A 19,455-nucleotide genomic window follows, 5' to 3' on the forward strand; every position below is an offset into this window, starting at 1 on the left:
CTGTTGGACCAAGTAATCAATAAAAACAAAAAGAAAAAGCGTTTTAGCTTCAGAATGCCAGGAGCATTTATGATTCTTTTTATATTAACTGTTATAGCTGTAATTGCAACTTGGATTATTCCCGCTGGGGCTTATTCAAAGCTCTCTTATGAGCCTTCATCTCAAGAGTTGAAAATAGTTAATCCACATAATCAAGTTAAAAAAGTTCCTGGAACACAAAAAGAACTCAATAAAATGGGAGTAAAAATAAAAATTGAACAATTTAAATCAGGTGCTATTAACAAACCTGTTTCTATTCCTAATACTTATGAACGATTAAAACAACATCCCGCTGGTCTAGATCAAATTACCAGTAGTATGGTAAAAGGAACGATTGAAGCTGTAGATATTATGGTATTCATTCTTGTACTAGGTGGACTCATTGGTGTTGTTCAAGCAAGTGGATCGTTCGAGTCTGGATTATTAGCTTTAACACAAAAGACTAAAGGCCATGAATTTATGTTAATTGCGTTCGTTTCAATTTTAATGATTCTGGGTGGTACGCTTTGTGGTATTGAAGAAGAAGCCGTTGCATTTTATCCTGTACTAGTGCCAATTTTTATTGCACTTGGATATGATTCTATCGTCTCAGTTGGTGCAATTTTCCTAGCAAGCTCAGTTGGTAGTACATTCTCAACAATCAACCCATTCTCAGTTGTTATTGCTTCAAATGCAGCAGGTACAACTTTTACAGATGGATTATATTGGAGAATAGGGGCTTGTATAGTCGGTGCTATCTTTGTAGTTGGTTATTTATTCTGGTATTGTAAAAAAATTAAAAAAGATCCTAAAGCTTCATACGCTTATGAAGATAAGAAAGAATTTGAAAAGCAATGGTCTGTAATGAATAATAATAGTTCATCTACGTTTTCACTTCGTAAAAAAATCATTCTTACACTTTTTGTTTTACCGTTCCCGATTATGGTTTGGGGTGTGATGACACAAGGTTGGTGGTTTCCAATCATGGCATCTGCATTCTTAATCTTTACCATCATTATCATGTTTATTGCTGGTACTGGTAAATACGGATTAGGAGAAAAAGGTACTGTAGACGCATTCGTTAATGGCGCTTCAAGTTTAGTTGGTGTATCTTTAATTATTGGCTTAGCTCGAGGTATCAATTTAGTACTTAATAAAGGAATGATTTCTGATACAATTTTGAACTTCTCATCATCTATCGTAGAAAATATGAGTGGTCCATTATTTATCATTGTTCTACTCTTTATCTTTTTCTGTTTAGGATTTATCGTTCCATCCTCATCTGGATTAGCAGTACTATCTATGCCAATCTTTGCACCATTAGCTGATACAGTAGGTATACCAAGATTTGTTATTGTTACAACATATCAATTTGGTCAGTATGCTATGTTATTTTTAGCACCTACTGGACTTGTGATGGCAACACTTCAAATGTTAAATATGCGTTACTCACACTGGTTACGTTTTGTATGGCCTGTTGTCGCATTTGTCTTACTATTTGGCGGTGGCTTACTGATTACACAAGTTTTAATTTATTCTTAAATTTGTTACTTTTAACAGGTTAGTCTAAATCAATAGTCTAACCTGTTTTAATTATTTAATTGAAAGCTAATTATTTATCTACCTTTATTGATATTAAATAATTATTTATGAAAGAATAAAGCCTCCCTCATGAAATGCCGGAGGCTTTGTTGATTTCATGTTTAAAGTTATTGAATAAACTAAATTTTTTTGTAAATTAGATGATTGATTATTTGTAATATTCTTCTCTGAGCAGACTATACACATAACTATCTGAAAATACCCCTAATAAACACTCATCGCTTCTCAATATGCCTTCTTGTGTAAATCTCAGTCTATATAAGGTATAGCTCGGCTTTTCTTATTTTTAGTAGTCATTCGTATTTCGATTCGATTAATATCATATTCTTCATATACATATTGAATAAGTGCTTTAGTGCATCTAGTCATGATGCCTTTCTTTTGGAAACCTTCAGCTAAGTAATAACCAATCGAGGTACGTTTATTAACTAAGTCTAAATAATGTAATCCAATAACACCAATCAGTTCTTTATCACTCCATATTCCACAATGAAATCCATTACCATCGATAAATTGTTGTAACGCTGAATGGATAAAGTGTTTACTATCTTCCACCCTCTTTGTATGTTCGACAAAAGGTAAAAATTCCGCTAGATATTTGCGGTTACTATCTACTAATTTAAATAACTGCCCTGCTTCTCGTTCTTCTAATATCTTTAATTTTAACCGTTCATTAATTTGATATCCAAAGATCATAACTATCCCACCCGCTTATATAATTATTAATGAACCTTAAAAAAAACCGCTACTAAAGAGGATATGGAAAGCCATCGCCACGTGTAAATTGTTGCAACGCCGACTGAATAAACTTCTTACTGTGTTCAACCTCAGTGGTGTACGCTACAAATGGCAAGAACTCCCCTAAATACTCACGATTGCTATCTACTAATTTGAAAAGTTGATCCGCTTCACGTTCTTCTAAAATCTTTAACTTCACATGTTCATTGACTTCGTACCCAAACATCATCCCTATCCCCTCCAGTCAAAAATTTCTAATTATTCAGTAAATTATATTTATATTATCACATTTTTCTATGTAATTTACTTTAATTTTTAATATACTAAGTATTTTAATAAACAAAATAGTGAGATAGCTAGCTATTTAATAGATTCACTATCCCACTTCTAAATTTTATTTAATTAGTTATATATTCTAATATCCTGAACCAACTTTATCGCCATGTTCATCATATTCCGTAACATAACCATCGTCTCTATCTACAGTATATGAGCCTGCTAATTCACCATCTTTATCTGTAAATGAGAATCCCCATTTACCATCGTCTGTTATTTCAGGTTCTTTATAGGTGTACGTATCAGTATCTAATGTATGACCTTCATAAGATTCTACTTTATCAATAACATTATCACGTGTTACTTCTTCTGAACTAGAATCGCTATCGTCATCTTCATCTTCTTCAGATGCTTTATCTTTTTCATCAATATAGTTATCAATTTCATCTTCATCAAATGATAAATCAACTGTCGTTACGTCATTGTCTTCATCAGTAGGATTTGTCACATTAACAGAATTAGATCTAAATGATTTACCTTCATAAGTTCCTTGTGCATATACAGTTACTTTTTCATCTGGATCATAAGGACCATATGTATCATAAGATGATTCATCTCCAATTTCTTTATCATTGGCATAAACTTTCACATTATCTAACATAGAGTCTCCGTCAATATTAACAGTGAAACGTTTTTGTTTAAATGATTCATATGCAGTAGAAGCATCTTTGCCCATATCAATCATAAGCGCACCTTTAAATTTTTTACCATCCATTTCTTTGGTAGCTTTCAAATTATAATTACCAATTGGAAATGTGCCTAGTGTTTTATTTCTGTCTTGCTCGACGTCAGTAGTGTGTTTTTCACCATTTAATTCATAAGTTATTTTCCCACTATCACTTGGATAGATACTTACAGAATGTTGAGGTACATTGAATTGATAGTTATCGAAGAACATATACTTCTTACCATCTTTTTTGATATTAAGTACATTGTTACCATTAGCATCGACTGATACGTCATTATAGTGATTATGTTTTAAATCTTTCGCATTTTGTTCTACTTTGTTACCAACATTATCTAAACTATCCTCAGATTTAATATAATCTAAATAAGCACGTGCTTCTTCTTCATTCAACTGATTTCCTTCTTCTGTTGTTAACTTGTTAGACAAGGACTTTGCATCATCTTTTTTTATTGACTGTGCTATCGTTGATGCTTGTTTTTCAGGTGAAAATTGACTTTTTAGAATTGAAAATAAAACTATTAAAGCAATAAGAACTACAGCAATGATTGCTAAAATAATCCATGTTTTTTTATTATTGTTATGTTGTTGAGACCCTTTTTGATGGTGTTGATGTGGAGAGTGTTGCGTTGAATGAGTTTGTTGACTTTTATTTTGATGAGTCTGTGATGAATGTTGCTTAGCTCCACGAACTGGTTCTCCACAATTAGTACAAACTTTTACACCTTCACGTAGTGGTTGACCACAGTTACTACAATACTTCATTAATACATTGAGCCTCCCCCATCAAATATGTCTCCTAATCTTTCTAATAAGTTTCTAAATAATTGGTTAAATAATGACTCTCCAAAAATGCTAGTAAATAAGAAGATAATGATTAAAAATAAAATAATTCCGTAAAAACTAGAAAATTTAGTATCATACTGAGCACTATACTTAGCTATCATATAAACGCCTGATATCACAAATAAAAATAGAGATAACATAAAGACGCCAGTACCAAAGCTATATGAATTTACTATGAATAAAATAAATACAACGACTAAAAGTGCTACAGTTACACTGTTAATAAGCACATAATCTGATAGTACTTTTCTAAATGAAATAGGTTGTTTGACCACTAAACGAGTAATTGCGTAAGTAGCCCCTACAATGACTGCTAAAAATAGAATAATACCAAGTACAAGAGATGAAACAAAGCTTCCTTTAGATGTTCCTAATTGATAGATTTCATCTGGAATAATCGTACCGAGCAAGATAGCTACCACTAAAAAGCCAATAACTAAAAGTGATAATAATAATTTAAAACTAAAGGCATGATTACTTTTAATTATTTGGTCTGGTGCAACAAAGGCACTTTTAAAGAAACCTTTACTTTCTTCTGTAACTTCTTTAGCATGTTCACTCAATTGATTTTGTTGTTGATTTGATTGATGATGCGCAGGTTGTTGTTGATGGGTGTCATTCTGATATGTAGAAGATGTTTGTGTGTGAGATTGTTGTTGCTGTTTTGAATTACCTGGTTGATTAGCCTGCGGAGTCTTTTGTTGATTCTCATGTTGAGGTGATTTTTCAAGAGAAGCTGAATGATTATCTTGTTCAGAATGTAAATTACCTTTTCTTGAATATGTTTCTTTAGATGACATTTGTGATGACGTATGGTTAGCGTCTGAATGTGATTCATTGGTTGTCTTAGACGTGGAATTTGAAGTTGCATTAGAAATGTCTTCTTTGGCAGAGTTTACGGTTTGTGATTGTCTGTCAATTTTATGTCCGCATTCTCCGCAAAATAAGTCATTAGACTCAACCGGATTCCCACAATTTGGACAATGCATAATGTTACCTCCCAATATTAAATTTCATAATCTTTAAAAATTATATCATTTTATTTGTATTGCTTTCTACAAAAAATCAAAAAATTTTATTAATAAACTTTATAGGTAGTTTTATGTTTATTAAAAATAAATTTAAATAGTCTTAAATACCGATAACTCATTTAATAAATTAAAAAATCCAGAAACATATCAATTTTAATACGTGTCCACAATTGTGCTAAAAATTCTAACTCTAAATAACATTCCAAGATATTAATTAATTGTAAATTTTAGTAATTAAAATAATGTGAAATTTATTATTTTTACTTTTAATAAAGTTGTCTTTTTTATTTCCTATGATACAGTCAAATATGTACAAACAGTTTTATAGGGAGTGTTTTAAGTTGAGCAAAGTTAAAATACGACACTTAACGAAAGTGTTTGGGAGAAAACAACAAAAAGCATTGAAGTTAGTTCAAGAAGGCAAATCTAAAAAAGAAATATTTGAACAAACAGGTGCTACAGTTGGTGTTTACGATGTCAACTTTGATGTTAATGACGGGGAAATATTTGTCATCATGGGACTTTCAGGAAGTGGTAAATCAACATTGATTCGTTTGATTAATCGTTTAATCGAACCAACCTCCGGCAGTATTTACATCAACGATGACGAAATATCAAAAATGTCAAAAAAGGAATTACGAGAAATTCGTCGTACCAAGGTAAATATGGTTTTTCAGAATTTTGGTCTTTTTCCAAAAAGAACTATCTTAGAAAATACTGAATATGGCTTAGAAATTAGAGGGATAAATAAAGCTGAAAGACAAAAGCGAGCGGAACAAGCATTAGATGATACAGGTCTCTTATCATTTAAAAATCAATATCCCGACCAATTATCTGGTGGTATGCAACAACGTGTTGGTTTAGCACGAGCGCTTGCTAATGATTCAGACATATTATTAATGGACGAAGCTTTCTCTGCGTTGGATCCGCTTATCCGAAAAGATATGCAAAATGATTTATTAAAATTACAAGAAAAAATGAAAAAGATAATTATATTCATTACACATGATTTAAATGAAGCATTACGTATCGGAGATCGTATTGCATTAATGCGTGATGGCAAAATTATACAAATTGGTACTGGTGAAGAAATTCTAACAAATCCAGCCAATGATTTCGTTAGTGAGTTTACTGAAGATGTGGATCGTTCTAAAATTCTCACTGCTGAAAATATAATGGAAACGCCGTTAACTATTAATATTGAAACGGAAGGACCTAATGTCGCCTTACAAAGAATGAGAAAAGAAGAAGTCAGTATGCTATTAGCTATAGATAGTAAGCGACAATTAAAGGGAAGCATTACTGCTGAAAATGCATTAAAAGCGAGAGAAGAAGGCACTTCGATAAAAGATATTTATGAACCAAACGTAAAAACGATACAAAAAGATACGCTAATCATTGATATATTTAATATCATTTATGACTCACCAACGCCATTAGCAGTAACTGACAAAAATAATCATCTTATTGGTGTTGTTGTTCGTGGTAGTGTCATAGGAGCTATGAGCAATAAAAATTCAAATTCTAATAATAGAGAGGAAGTGACAACAAATGTTTAACTTTCTCATCTCACAATTACCATTTTCCAATTGGATTGACAATATTGTAGATTGGCTAACTAAAAACTTTTCTGGCCTATTCTCATTCTTACAGACAATTGGTAATTCAATCATGAACTTTATGACTGATATCTTAACGGCAATCCCACCATTTTTAATGATAGCCTTATTAGTTATCATTGCATTTTTCGTATTTAATCGTAAATTAGGTTTCCCAATATTTGTTCTAATCGGATTACTGTTTATCTATAATCAAGATATGTGGGACGATTTAATGAATACGGTCACATTAGTTATTATTTCAAGTATGATAGCAATTATTATTGGTGTGCCACTAGGTATACTTATGTCTAAAAGTGACACAGTTGAAAAAATAGTTAAACCGTTATTAGATTTAATGCAGACAATGCCAGGATTTGTATATTTAATACCTGCTGTTGCATTCTTTGGTATAGGTATGGTGCCTGGTGTATTTGCGTCAGTCATTTTCTCATTACCTCCTACTGTTCGAATGACAAATTTAGGTATTCGTTCTATTTCAAAAGAACTAGTCGAAACCTCTGATTCATTTGGTTCAACACCTTGGCAAAGACTATTTAAACTAGATTTACCTATGGCGAAAGAAAATATTTTCGCTGGTATTAACCAAACTATCATGTTAACACTATCTATGGTAGTCATTGCTTCAATGATAGGTACGCCTGGTTTAGGTGAAGGCGTTTTAGCAGCTGTACAACGTTCAGAAGTAGGTAATGGCTTTGTATTTGGTATTGGTATAGTTATCTTAGCTATAATTATCGATCGTTTTACACAAGCTATGAATCGACCAAATAAAAACAAATTATCTAAAAAGAAAAAATTAATTATTGGTATTATTTTAGCAATTTTAGCTATACTTGCTATCTTGATTACACTGTTTTTACCAAGTAATGTAGGTTCAAGTAAGGGAACAATCACGTTAGCATATGCACAACAAGACGACCAAGTAGTTTCAACAAATGTTATTGCTCAAGTATTAGAAGAACAAGGCTACAATGTTAAAATGACTTCTTTAGACATCCCTGTGACATGGAAAGCTGTAGCTAATGGCGAAGCTGATGCTATGACAGGGGCATGGATTCCAATTACACATAAGGCACAATATGATGAATATAAAGATGACTTAGATAATCTAGGTCCACATATTGACGGTGAAGCTAAACTTGGTTTAGTCGTTCCAAAATATATGGACGTAGATTCAATTGAAGATTTAAACAATCAAGCTGACAAAAAAATTACAGGTATAGAACCAGGCGCTGGTATCGTTCAAGCTACAAATAAAACATTGAAATCATATCCAAACCTTAAAGGATGGAAACAAATCAATTCGTCAACAGGCGCAATGAATGCCGAATTAAAACGTGCGATTAAAAGTAAAAAAGATATTGTCATTACAGGTTGGAACCCGTACTGGATTTTCCAACGCTATGATTTAAAATATTTAAAAGACCCTAAAGGTACCATGGGGAAATCAGAAAACATTAATACAATGGCACGTAAAGGGCTTAAAAAAGATATGCCAGAAGCTTATGAAATATTAGATAATTTCAAGTGGTCAGTAGATGATATGGAATCTATCATGCTTGAAATTGAAAACGGTAAAGATCCTAAAGATGCAACTAAAGAATGGATTGATAATAACCGTGATAAAGTAGATCAATGGACAAAATAAACTTTTCAATACTATTGAGATTAAGCAACATTATGTTGTTTAATCTCTTTTTTTGTTGTTGAGGCAAATAGTCGCGAAGTTATAATAATTCGATTACGTAAATTATCATAATTTCTATAACCAAAAGATACCCTTTTAATGAGTTTGATTTTATTATTAATTCCTTCTAACGGACCGTTGGTCAGGTTAGAATATATCATGGAGTTTTCAATGAAAGCTGTTAATCTTCTTAAAGTTCTAATGACTGGGCGTAATCTAGGACACACATCTGAAAGATGAATAGAAAAGAGTTTATGAGTAAATTTCTCTATTTGGTTTTCTTTTAATAATCGTCTTAGCTCATGAACGTAGTGATATGTATTAAATAATTCAACGTCTACACTTAATAAGTAATTCATAATTCCTTTTTCGGTTTTCCACTCTTTAAATAAACGGACTTTACGATAATTAAATGCCTCTAGCGTTTCAAAAGGTTTAAGAAATAGTTTCCAATAACTTTTATATTTATTGTAAAGCGGTCTATTAGAGGTTCTATAACAATTCATTATATGAACTCTAGACATATTTAACGCTCGATTTAAAGATTGAACAATATGGAAACGATCAATAATAATCTTCGCATTAGGAAATAATTGTTTGATTAGCGACATATAGGGTTCATACATATCAATCGTTACAGTTTTGACTTTTTGTCTTAGTTTCAAAGAATAACGATAAAAATGATCTTTCAGCGATTTTAACTTACGATCCGCTACCACATCTACGATGCGGTGTGATACAGCATCTGCATAAATAAAACTCATTTTTCCAATTACATTTTTAACACTTTTAAATTCGTCCATCATTAAGTGTTCAGGTAAAGCATCAAAAGAAGACTGACCTACGTCGCTTGCCGCTTGATTAATCACTCTAGATACAGTCATTGATGATACTAAGCATGACTTAGCGATAGATTTTTGAGAGCGGTATTCTTGTGCTTTATCTAAAACTGCAAGTTTTGTTTTGTTAGAAATAAAACAATAATCGTCGACAATATTAGATTTAGCAGTAAAATAACTATCACATGTTTTACAATAAAATCTTTGTTTTTGAAGCTTTAAATAAGCAGCATTTCCATAATTTTAAGTAAAGTAATCGTTGAAGTTTTCTTCCCATTTTTCACTATAGAGAAATTTTCGTTTTTAGTTAAACAGTTTTCACAATGTGTAGGTTGATAAGTAAGCTCTGCATAGTAAAACAAACTCTTTCGTCCTTTATATTTTTTCTCAGTCACTTCATCTGAAAAATTTAGATTTTTATCTTTAATTCTTAATGTATTTAATATAGACTTACACATAGGCGCATTACCTTTCTTTTTTATTTGGTGTGGTAGCTAATAATTATAGAGGTAATTGCGCTATTTTTGTATTCAAAACATAAAAATTGGACTGATGATTTTTAGCCATCAGTCCAATTTATTATAAAACTTTAATAATAATTATTAGAACAAAGATAAATATATCTACATATACAATGAAAAAGTTTTTCTTATAAAAATTGGGAATAATATTGAGTAAAAATCCTATCATAAATAACGCCGGAGCAATATTTTTCATCACATCTAGAAAAAGAATAAGAATTAAACTGATTAGACCTAAAAAAATAAATAAATTTGAAATATAATTAAGCGTTTTACACCAAACTGGTTCTTCATTTATCTTCTTATTGTCCATTTATTGAAACTCCTTATTAAATATTAACTATCGCCATGTTTCATTTATATTATACAGGCTTATGATTTCGAACCCAAATCAAGTTTCCTTATAAAATTCCACTCAATTTTTTAATAACGACTTCTTTCTTTTCATCTAAGACATCAATTGAATACTTTATTCGATTCGTTAAATCTACTAACGTTAAATATTTATCATGACCTGCTCCAGTGTCTATGCCGATAATTCTATTTTCAAAAAGAAGTTCGTCATCTTCATAACCAAGTCTAAAATTCGGTACATGCCCATGAACTAAAACTTTATTTTCAGGTAAATTGAAATTTAATTCCTTAGGTTGATGTCCCGTAACGATACTGCGGTCTTGATGTTGTAAATCTTTGTTAGTATCAATGCCTGCATGGGCAAAGATGTAGTTATCTAATATTTTAATATGTGGCAATTCTTCAATAAAATGGCGCCACTCTAAAGCTTGTTCCTCATCACTTTCCAACCATCTCATTTCATGATTACCAATTAACACAATGGCACCTTCTGCTTGTAATTGCTTAACTAATTTCAAAGTGCCTATTGAGTCAGGGCCTTTATTCACATAATCACCTACTAAGATAAGTTGATCATTTTTCGAGTTATATTTTGTGACCTCTAGTAATTGTGATAAGGAGTCTACGTGGCCATGAATATCAGAAACAGCTAAAATTCTTTTCTTCAACGGCATTGTACCCCCTTATTCAATTCGTTTTTTCTTTCTTTGATATATTTCAAGTATCATTAAAATAATAGAAGTTAATCCTATAGATAAAAGTGCCATGGCCATCCCTTGTGCAGAATCGCCTTGTTCAAATTGTCGATAAATAAATGTAGAAGACGTATCTGTATTAGGCGGTCTCAACATTAAAGAAGCAACAAGTTCCCTCATCGAAATACAAAATATTAAAATCCATCCCGAAAGAATACCAGGCGTTAATAATGGTAATGTAATAGTTCTAAATAATGTCCATCCCTTACTACCAGATATTTCTGCAGCTTCAATCAAGTTTTTACTTATTTGTTGATTTACTGTTTTAATATTTTGCACAGCATATGGAATATAGAGCACAGTATAAGCAACAGCTAAGATGGCAATCGTATTGTAGATAGGTAATACATTGTATTTATTATTCCAAAAAAGTATCAGACCGATTACTACAATAATCCCTGGTACTGTATTAGGTAATAAACTTGTAAAATCTATAAAGCGACCTAACGTATTCCCTCTTTCTGTAATCAATACAACCCATAAGCCAATTAAACTCGCTAATGTGGCTGATATTGTAGCCAATAAAAAGCTATTAAATAGTGCGATGCTTCCATTGCCCGATAAAACATCAATAAAATGTTGAATTGTAAAATTATTTAAATGAAATCCTTGCGACATCTTTTTCATAAATGCGTTAGCGAAGATGCTCGCATAAGGTAAAACAATCGTTACGATCAGTTCACAAATCACATATACGTAACATAATATATTCCATTTACTTGATTGATGAATTTTAATTTTCCGACCTTTTCCAGAACTAGAGTTGATATTCGTTTTAGTCTGAAACCATTGTTGAAAAGCCCATACCGACATACTTACAGCTAATAATAAGGTTGATAATAACGCTGCTCTTTGAAAATCAATCGGCCATATTGACGCACTATGATGAATCTCAGAAGTCAGTACTCTAAACCCTATACGATTACCCATTGTAACTGGTGTCCCAAATTCTCCTATTGTTTTCACAAATATTAATAGGGCACCCATGCTATAACCCGAGATAAATAATGGCGCGATAATTTTTTTAAAACGATAAAAGAATGTCCCACCGTAAATTTCAGCCGCTTCTTCTTGAGACTGGTGAATATTCATAAGCGCATTTTTTAAAATAATATATAAAAATGGCGTCAAGTGACAGCTCATAATAAGTACCATCCCAAAAAAACTGAAAAAATAAGGCGTCATATGAGAGAAAATAGGGCTAATTTGTTCTAGCAACCCATTTCGTTGCATCGTAAGCATCCATCCCATTGATCCAATATAGGGAGGCGTCATAAACGGCACCATAATTAATAAATCCAACCATTGGTGTTTTGCTAAAGTCGTTTTAGTCATAATATAGCTTAAAGGAAGGGCAATGAGCGTACATAAAATGACTACAGAAACACCTAATAGAATGGAATTCAATAATATCTTCAAATGGTACGATTGTCCCAGTTGTTTAAGGTGATCAAAAAATGTTTGATCACCTTCTGGAACAAAGCCTTTCAACAGTATGAGACATAAAGGCATGATGATTAAAATAAATAATACAATGAATGCTAAAATCTGATTAAATCTATTTATTAATTTGCTATTCATTCTATCTCATCAATTCCGTAAATTGTTTTAATACTTTCTCACTTTTATCACTTAAATTATTCCAATCATATTTAAATTCTTTAATATCTGCTCGTTTTGCTTTATCTTTTTTCTTTTCTGCTGACTTATCTGCTGGAATTAAATAGTGATCGTCTACTTGTTTTTGTCCTTTTGAACCTGTTACATAATCCATATATTGTTTTGCTAATTCTTTATGAGATGAAGATTTTAAAATAAATGCAGGTCGTGGAGATATAGCAGTACCTGATTTAGGATAAGCAATATCAACTGGTTCTCCCTTAGCTTTAGCTGCATAAACCATATAATCTACGCCACCATATACAACGTCATTTTCACCTTTAATAACCGATTCTAATGCTGGCTTATTAGCCCCAGCTAATTTCATTCCATTGTTTTTTAATGCTTTATATTCATCCCATGCTTTATTTCCTTCATTATTTACTTTAATAGATAATAAATCTAAAGCTGTACCAGATTCAGATGGGTCAGGTATTGCAATCTTATCTTTATATTGTGACTTAGTTAAATCTTTATCATCTTTAGGAGGGTTTTTAACATTTTTAGTATTATAAGACATACCTAAAGCACTACCGCTAAATCCGTAATAATAACCGTCTTTATCAATCCAGTCCTTGTATAACTTGTTATGATTTTTAACTTTATAAGGTTCAATTAAACCTTTCTTTTTATAATCTAAAGCTGCAGGTAAAGAAGCAAGCTGTACAACATCAGCTTTTGGGTTATCTTTTTCAGCTTCTAAACGTCCTAACACCTCACCTGTTGTACCTTGGAAGACTTCTACTTTCTTTCCTGTTTCTTTTTCAAACTCTTTGACCATATCTTTAACTAAGTTGTCAGGTCCAGCTGCATATAAAACAAGCTTACCTTTTCCATTACTAGATGATTTCGATTTATCATCACTACTATTACTATTTTCAGGTTTATTTTGACATGCGGCTAAAACGACAACTAATGCAAGTAATAAAAAAAGATATTTAGTAACGTGCTTCATCTTTATTCTCCTCCGAATTTGAATAAATAAAATAATTTTCTGGAATGTTAAACTCTAAATTAACTTGTGTATCTTTTGCATAAGATTTAATATCGTAAAACATAACTTTTGTATTATTAATGCGAGCTAAATATTGATAACGTTCTCCTGTAAATTGAATGTTTTCTATTGTAGCTGGTAGCGATTTTTCATTTTTTGAAATACTAATATTTTCTGGACGTACAAGTACGCCACATTCGCCACTTTTTAATGAATTAGGAACTTCAAATTTAAAATCATCCAACGTTTTGAAATATTGATTATCTATAGCTCCTTCAATATATGTACCTTTTCCAATAAATGTAGCGATTTTTTTAGATTTTGGATGGTAATATAGGTTTTCCGGCGAACCTTTTTGAATAATTTGACCTTGAGATAGTACGATAATTTCATCAGACATTGTCATGGCTTCATTTTGGTCATGAGTCACAAATATAGCTGTCATGTTATTTTCTTTAATTAATCGTTTTATGAGTATTTGCATATCTTCTCGTAAAGTGGCATCAAGTGCAGATAAAGGTTCATCCATTAAAATCAATTTTGACTGCGATATAATAGCACGTGCTAATGAGACACGTTGCTGTTGTCCTCCAGATAACTGATGAATCGCTTTGTCCCAATGTTCTTCTAGATGAACTTCTTTTAAAGCATCCATGACACGTTGTTTTAAATTTTTTGTATCTTTTTTTACTTTTAACGGATAGGCTACATTTTGAAATACGGACATATGAGGCCATAAAGCAAAATCTTGAAATACCATCCCTAAATCTCGATTTGCTGGAGAAATGAAACGTTTATTTTCTGTAGAATAGTATGTATTCTCGTCATGTATGATTTTTCCGAAGTCAGGTTTTTCTAGCCCTGCTATGAGTCGTAATAACGTCGTTTTACCACAACCCGATTCTCCCAATAAAGAAACAAACTTTCCATTTTCAATTGTTAAACTCACATCTTTAATTACATTCTTTTTATCAAACGATTTTTTAATATTTACTAACTCTAATGTCATCTTTTCACCTCTTTTCAATATTTACTATAAAAAAAGGTTGTTTATATTAATTGAATATATTATTAATGTATATCAAAAAAATTTATAAAAAATTGAAGTTTAAATAGATTTAATCTATATAATAGTTCGTGAAAAAGAAAAACTGTTTAATTCTCTTCTCGAATTAAACAGCTTTTCAATCAATATAATGACAATAACTACCTATAAACACGCCTTCATAACAGTTTTCATAAAAAAGTTGCTTTACGCGCAATAACGCATTAAGCAACTTTTCCTATATTATTAAAATGTACCTGGATTAAAATTTGCTTTCCACTCATTGAACGGCCAGTATCTTAATACAACTTTACCTACAAGTTGTTTCTTATCGATTAAACCGACTTCTGGGAAGCGACTATCCACACTATTTTGTCTATTGTCTCCTAAAACTAAATATTTGTCTTTAGGAATTTTAGTTTCTCCATTAGCACCTTCAAGTTGGCTAGATTTGAATGTACCTGTTAAGTATTCACCTTGTTTGTGCTTTTTATTGTAATCTAAATACGGTTCAGATACTTTTTTATCATTTACGTATAATTGATCTTTTTTATATTCTACTTTATCACCAGGTGTACCGATGACACGTTTGATAAAGTCGCGTTGTGCATCTTCATGAAAGACCACGACATCTCCATTATCGATATGATTTAATGATTTTGAAATTTTACTTACGATTACTTTATTTCTGTCTTGGAACGTTGGATACATGGAAGAACCTGATACGGTATAAGAAACACCAATAAATTTCCATACTAGCCCCACTACTAAGAGGGCTACACCAATGGCTACGACCCATTCAATTATTTCTTTTTTCAAGTTAACCCCGCCTATCATCTTTTATAAACATAATTTACTTTATCACAAATTCATTGCAAAGTCGTTTCACTTATTTTTAAATATGATAACGTTCTTGACTTCCATCTTCTTTTGGAAAATATGTATGTTTCACATAGTGTCCTGCGACCACATTTTTTGTCAGTCAAAATAGAACATCTTCTCATCATAAAATCCTTGAGATTTATATATGATTTCCTCTCTATTGTCTCGATGGCTTCATAGTAACAAACCTCTTACATGATTACTATTCAAGTTGTCACTTTTAAGAATGCCCAACTACTTATTTTTCCAAAAAATAATCTAACCTTTCACATCCGTAAGATATGGCTCCTACTTTGTAAGATTAGATAAAGGCAGTGATAACGCAACACTCCTACAATTATAAATGTAATAGAAAAAGGAGTGAGGATATTGAAAACATTAAGAAATATTCTAATTGCAGTCGTTATTATTGCAATTATTGCTGTAGGAGGACTATTCGGATTAAATGCATATTCAGATAAACATCCTAATAATCGTTCAGTCAATGATTGGAATAAACTCAACCCCCTAGCACCAACATATGCATATTATGTTAAAACCCAAAAACCATCAAAAGTTGAAACGTTAGATAAAGAAAAAGACTTTTATCTCTATCATTACAATCAAAAAGGCTACACAAAAGATGGTAAATCTAAAAAAATTGAATATACAGCACCTAAAAAATTAAAAACAGATCATTATCTAGTTGTAAAAGAAAAATCACATACTATTACTTCATATGAAGAAGTTAAAAAATCAGATATTCCTAATAAAGCTAAAGAAAAACTATAAAATCAGATAAGGAGCGTTGCAACAATGACAATTTTAAATGTGAATCATTTATCTAAAGTATATGGAAGTAAACAAAAATTCAAAGCACTTAATGATATTAACTTTTCAGTAGAAAAAGGTGAATTTGTAGCAATCATGGGGCCTTCTGGCTCAGGTAAAACAACGCTTTTAAACGTGATTAGCTCAATTGACAGTATTTCTGGTGGCACTGTAGAAGTCGATGGCAATGTAATTAATAAATTATCTGATAAAAAATTAGCTCAATTTCGTAAAAAGGAACTTGGGTTCATTTTCCAAGATTACAGTGTTCTTCCTACTTTAACCGTTAAAGAAAATATTATGTTACCGTTATCTGTTCAAAAAGTAAGTAAGGACGATATGGAGAAACATTATAAAGAAGTGACGGAAGCGCTCGGCATTTATGATTTAAGCAATAAATACCCAAGTGAGATTTCAGGTGGGCAACAACAACGTACCGCTGCAGCGCGTGCCTTTGTACACAAACCTTCTATTATATTTGCCGATGAACCAACCGGAGCTCTAGATTCTAAAAGTGCGAAAGATTTATTAAATCGCTTAGAAGAAATGAACAAAAAATTCAATAGTACTATCATCATGGTTACGCATGATCCTTCAGCAGCTAGTTTCTCTGAGCGCGTTATTATGTTAAAAGACGGTAATATTCATTCAGAAATTCATCAACAGAATAAATCTAAACAAGATTATTATAAGGAAATTATTCAATTACAGTCATCCCTAGGTGGTGTCGCAAATGACGTTTAATCAAATTACGCTCAAAAATTTAAAAAGTAATATAAAGAACTATGCACTTTATTTATTCTCTTTAGTGCTCAGTATTATTTTGTATTTTAGCTTTGTCACTTTGCAATATACACATAGTTTAAATAGTAGTGAATCACCTGGGATTATTCGTAATGGCGCTAAAGTCGGCTCTGTATTTTTATTCATTATTATCATTGTTTTCTTAATGTATGCAAATCACTTATTTATTAAGCGACGTACACGTGAATTTGCGTTATTTCAATTAATTGGGCTAACGCGTGGCAATATTTTAAGAATGTTAGCCATTGAACAACTAACATTTTTCATTATAACTGGCATCATTGGCATTCTCATTGGTACTTTAGTGTCAGTTGGCTTACTCAATATACTAGTTAAGATGATGCATTTATCGGTCCATGTAGCCATCGGATTTGAGCTACCTGCGTTAATTCAAACTATCTTAATGCTTGTACTTGCATTTATCTTGATTATTATTCAGGACTCCCTTTTCCTAAAAAGAAGAACTATCCTTACAATGATGAAGGATAGTACGAAGACTGAAGCAACAAAAGCTAAGATTACACCGGCCGAATTAGTTGCAGGTATTCTAGGCATCGTGATGATTGCATTTGGTTATTACATGTCTACTGAGCTGTTTGGTACGTTTAGACAATTAACAATGAGCTTACTTACACCATTTATTATTCTATTCTTAACTGTAGTAGGCGCTTATCTCTTCTTTAGAAGCTCTGTTTCAATAATCTTTAAATCCCTTAAGAAAGCTAAACATGGACGCGTATCTATTACAGATGTCGTCTTCACATCATCAATTATGCACCGAATGAAGAAAAATGCGATGTCATTAACAGTTATCGCAGTTATTTCAGCAGTAACAGTAACAGTCCTATGTTTCGGCGTAGTAAGCAAAGCTAATGCTGACTATTCAATCCAATCTATGGCACCACAAGATATTAACTTTGCTCAAAAAAGTTCAGCAGAAAAGTTAAAACATTCTTTAGATCAACGTCATATTAATTATGATGAGAAACATTATGAAAGTGCGAATATGCGCATGGGTAAAAATGATGTGTTAACAAGTAAAACGGATGATGATTTTTCACATGCTGAAATGGGAATAACGCCAGATAAAAATATTAAGGGCAATCATGCGACTATTACGAACTTACAAGGCCCTATCGAAGGTATGGTAGATGTTCATATAGACAAAGATATTACACTTATTGGTAAGACGAAAAAAACATTCCATGTCGATAAAAAAGATGACTCTGGAATCATCCCAGGCAATGCTTCAATGGGTGGTCCAGTACTAAAAGTAAGTCCAGAAAATTATCAAGCCTTAAAATCAAAAGATAAAATAATGCATCAATACGGTATCAATATTAAAGATAAGCATGATCTTCCTAAAGCTGAAAAGATAGCTAAAAAAATATATCCTCAAGTTCCTCTTCAAAGTGAAATCAAAAAATTGATTGATGAAAATATGGGTATATTAATGTTTGTCTCTTCATTCTTAGGACTTGCATTCTTAATTGCGGCAGGCTGTATCATCTATATTAAACAGATGGATGAAACAGAAGATGAAGTGAATAATTACCGTATCTTAAGACGTATCGGTTTTACACACACTGATATGATGAAAGGTTTAGCAATGAAGATTCTATTCAACTTTGGTTTACCACTAATTGTCGCATTGTTACACGCACTATTTGCTGCTATGGCCTTCATGAAATTCGTTGGCGAATACGCACCAGTAGCAATTCTAGTTGTCATGGTTATTTATTCACTGGTATACCTTATCTTTGCAGCTATTTCATTCGTGCATGCTAATCGCATTATCAAACAATCTATCTAAGGTGCTTGGTCAAACGTAAAGAAAGAAGGTATCTAAATGAACATTAAAGAATTAATTCATAAATCCTATGAAGATTTATTAAGTTTAAAAGTGAATTGGTTTAACGGTTTCATGCTAGTTCTTATCGTTTTTATTTTAAGTAGTGTTGCGACGCCGATTGTCGGTGTTCCAGTTGGTTTACTTGGTGGCGGTTACTTCTTAAAACGCTACGAAGAAAAGAATGATTAAATTAAAATTGAATGATTTTAGTATTTAAATGCCAAGAGGAGTAGATTCAACTGCTTCTCTTGGTATTTTTATGTAGTGCTTAATAATGACATTTTCCCAATGACCTTATCATTAGTTTTTCATGGCAAAATTATATATTTCAAATGAAATAAACTTACCTTTACAAAGCTATATTTTCAATATAAA

15 protein-coding genes and 3 pseudogenes are annotated in these 19,455 nt (G+C 31.7%); 7 read left to right on the plus strand and 11 right to left on the minus strand.

Translation table 11 applies throughout. The features are described 5' to 3' along the window. Positions 1-3: 3 nt before the first annotated feature. Positions 4-1,560 carry a YfcC family protein gene (locus LIX58_RS04070; protein WP_070673413.1) on the plus strand — a complete coding sequence of 519 codons (1,557 nt, stop codon included), beginning with the start codon at positions 4-6 and terminating at the stop codon, positions 1,558-1,560. A 208-nt stretch (positions 1,561-1,768) separates the two neighbouring features. On the opposite strand, the pseudogene LIX58_RS04075 reads toward LIX58_RS04070, so the two are convergent. From LIX58_RS04075 to LIX58_RS04090, 4 genes and pseudogenes are all read right to left on the minus strand, one after another. Continuing rightward, positions 1,769-2,313: pseudogene (locus tag LIX58_RS04075) on the minus strand (GNAT family N-acetyltransferase). Between the two features lie 148 nt (positions 2,314-2,461). Continuing rightward, a pseudogene (locus tag LIX58_RS12645) lies at positions 2,462-2,584 on the minus strand (RimJ/RimL family protein N-acetyltransferase); the annotation flags it as partial. 189 nt (positions 2,585-2,773) lie between these two features. Next, positions 2,774-4,144: a zinc ribbon domain-containing protein gene (locus tag LIX58_RS04085; protein WP_154838464.1), complete on the minus strand. Its 1,371-nt coding sequence runs from the start codon at positions 4,142-4,144 to the stop codon at positions 2,774-2,776. Continuing rightward, the gene (locus LIX58_RS04090) at positions 4,144-5,214 is read right to left on the minus strand and encodes a zinc-ribbon domain-containing protein (protein WP_154838463.1); all 1,071 of its coding nucleotides are present in this window, start codon (positions 5,212-5,214) and stop codon (positions 4,144-4,146) included. Before LIX58_RS04090 ends, LIX58_RS04085 begins: the two co-directional genes overlap by 1 nt. A 383-nt stretch (positions 5,215-5,597) precedes the next feature. Between LIX58_RS04090 and LIX58_RS04095 the strand changes: the two genes are divergently transcribed. Beyond that, positions 5,598-6,815: a quaternary amine ABC transporter ATP-binding protein gene (locus LIX58_RS04095; RefSeq protein WP_154838462.1), complete on the plus strand. Its 1,218-nt coding sequence runs from the start codon at positions 5,598-5,600 to the stop codon at positions 6,813-6,815. After that, positions 6,808-8,526 (plus strand): ABC transporter permease/substrate binding protein, encoded by a 1,719-nt coding sequence (locus tag LIX58_RS04100; protein ID WP_154838461.1) that lies wholly within the window; start codon positions 6,808-6,810, stop codon positions 8,524-8,526. The genes LIX58_RS04095 and LIX58_RS04100 overlap by 8 nt, the downstream gene beginning before the upstream one ends. A gap of 20 nt (positions 8,527-8,546) precedes the next feature. Here the strand turns inward: LIX58_RS04100 and LIX58_RS04105 are convergent. From LIX58_RS04105 to lepB, 7 genes and pseudogenes are all read right to left on the minus strand, one after another. Beyond that, positions 8,547-9,862 (minus strand): annotated as a pseudogene (locus LIX58_RS04105) (ISL3 family transposase). A 121-nt stretch (positions 9,863-9,983) separates the two neighbouring features. After that, positions 9,984-10,238 (minus strand): hypothetical protein, encoded by a 255-nt coding sequence (locus LIX58_RS04110; RefSeq protein ID WP_154838327.1) that lies wholly within the window; start codon positions 10,236-10,238, stop codon positions 9,984-9,986. An 88-nt stretch (positions 10,239-10,326) separates the two neighbouring features. Continuing rightward, positions 10,327-10,947: a metallophosphoesterase gene (locus tag LIX58_RS04115; protein WP_154838328.1), complete on the minus strand. Its 621-nt coding sequence runs from the start codon at positions 10,945-10,947 to the stop codon at positions 10,327-10,329. A 15-nt stretch (positions 10,948-10,962) separates the two neighbouring features. Next, positions 10,963-12,615 (minus strand): ABC transporter permease, encoded by a 1,653-nt coding sequence (locus LIX58_RS04120; RefSeq protein WP_154838329.1) that lies wholly within the window; start codon positions 12,613-12,615, stop codon positions 10,963-10,965. 1 nt (position 12,616) lies between these two features. After that, positions 12,617-13,648, minus strand: coding sequence for an ABC transporter substrate-binding protein (locus LIX58_RS04125; protein WP_226386106.1), 1,032 nt, complete (start codon positions 13,646-13,648; stop codon positions 12,617-12,619). Beyond that, a complete protein-coding gene (locus tag LIX58_RS04130) occupies positions 13,632-14,696 on the minus strand; it encodes an ABC transporter ATP-binding protein (RefSeq protein WP_126564607.1) in 1,065 nt (354 codons plus the stop codon). Before LIX58_RS04130 ends, LIX58_RS04125 begins: the two co-directional genes overlap by 17 nt. 282 nt (positions 14,697-14,978) lie before the next feature. After that, the gene (lepB, locus tag LIX58_RS04135) at positions 14,979-15,551 is read right to left on the minus strand and encodes a signal peptidase I (protein WP_126564606.1); all 573 of its coding nucleotides are present in this window, start codon (positions 15,549-15,551) and stop codon (positions 14,979-14,981) included. A gap of 423 nt (positions 15,552-15,974) precedes the next feature. Here lepB and LIX58_RS04140 point away from each other — a divergent pair, with 423 nt between their 5' ends. From LIX58_RS04140 to LIX58_RS04155, 4 genes are read left to right on the plus strand one after another with little or no spacing between them, the layout of a single operon-like run. Continuing rightward, the gene (locus tag LIX58_RS04140) at positions 15,975-16,385 is read left to right on the plus strand and encodes a YxeA family protein (protein WP_226386107.1); all 411 of its coding nucleotides are present in this window, start codon (positions 15,975-15,977) and stop codon (positions 16,383-16,385) included. A gap of 24 nt (positions 16,386-16,409) precedes the next feature. Continuing rightward, the gene (locus LIX58_RS04145; RefSeq protein ID WP_154838333.1) at positions 16,410-17,168 is read left to right on the plus strand and encodes an ABC transporter ATP-binding protein; all 759 of its coding nucleotides are present in this window, start codon (positions 16,410-16,412) and stop codon (positions 17,166-17,168) included. After that, positions 17,158-19,041 (plus strand): FtsX-like permease family protein, encoded by a 1,884-nt coding sequence (locus LIX58_RS04150; RefSeq protein ID WP_126564603.1) that lies wholly within the window; start codon positions 17,158-17,160, stop codon positions 19,039-19,041. Before LIX58_RS04145 ends, LIX58_RS04150 begins: the two co-directional genes overlap by 11 nt. A 36-nt stretch (positions 19,042-19,077) precedes the next feature. Continuing rightward, positions 19,078-19,269 (plus strand): VraH family peptide resistance protein, encoded by a 192-nt coding sequence (locus LIX58_RS04155; RefSeq protein ID WP_154838334.1) that lies wholly within the window; start codon positions 19,078-19,080, stop codon positions 19,267-19,269. Positions 19,270-19,455 lie beyond the last annotated feature (186 nt).

Source organism: Staphylococcus sp. Marseille-Q1834 (genome assembly GCF_916858875.1).
In the GTDB taxonomy this organism is placed as follows: Bacteria; Bacillota; Bacilli; order Staphylococcales; family Staphylococcaceae; genus Staphylococcus; species Staphylococcus pragensis.

Coding starts and splice junctions, on each gene's coding strand:
- LIX58_RS04100 (WP_154838461.1), top strand. CDS start 6,808: ATGTTTAACTTTCTCATCTCACAATTACCATTTTCCAATTGGATTGAC.
- LIX58_RS04150 (WP_126564603.1), top strand. CDS start 17,158: ATGACGTTTAATCAAATTACGCTCAAAAATTTAAAAAGTAATATAAAG.
- LIX58_RS04130 (WP_126564607.1), bottom strand. CDS start 14,696: ATGACATTAGAGTTAGTAAATATTAAAAAATCGTTTGATAAAAAGAAT.
- LIX58_RS04145 (WP_154838333.1), top strand. CDS start 16,410: ATGACAATTTTAAATGTGAATCATTTATCTAAAGTATATGGAAGTAAA.
- LIX58_RS04110 (WP_154838327.1), bottom strand. CDS start 10,238: ATGGACAATAAGAAGATAAATGAAGAACCAGTTTGGTGTAAAACGCTT.
- LIX58_RS04120 (WP_154838329.1), bottom strand. CDS start 12,615: ATGAATAGCAAATTAATAAATAGATTTAATCAGATTTTAGCATTCATT.
- LIX58_RS04085 (WP_154838464.1), bottom strand. CDS start 4,144: ATGAAGTATTGTAGTAACTGTGGTCAACCACTACGTGAAGGTGTAAAA.
- LIX58_RS04125 (WP_226386106.1), bottom strand. CDS start 13,648: ATGAAGCACGTTACTAAATATCTTTTTTTATTACTTGCATTAGTTGTC.
- LIX58_RS04155 (WP_154838334.1), top strand. CDS start 19,078: ATGAACATTAAAGAATTAATTCATAAATCCTATGAAGATTTATTAAGT.
- LIX58_RS04090 (WP_154838463.1), bottom strand. CDS start 5,214: ATGCATTGTCCAAATTGTGGGAATCCGGTTGAGTCTAATGACTTATTT.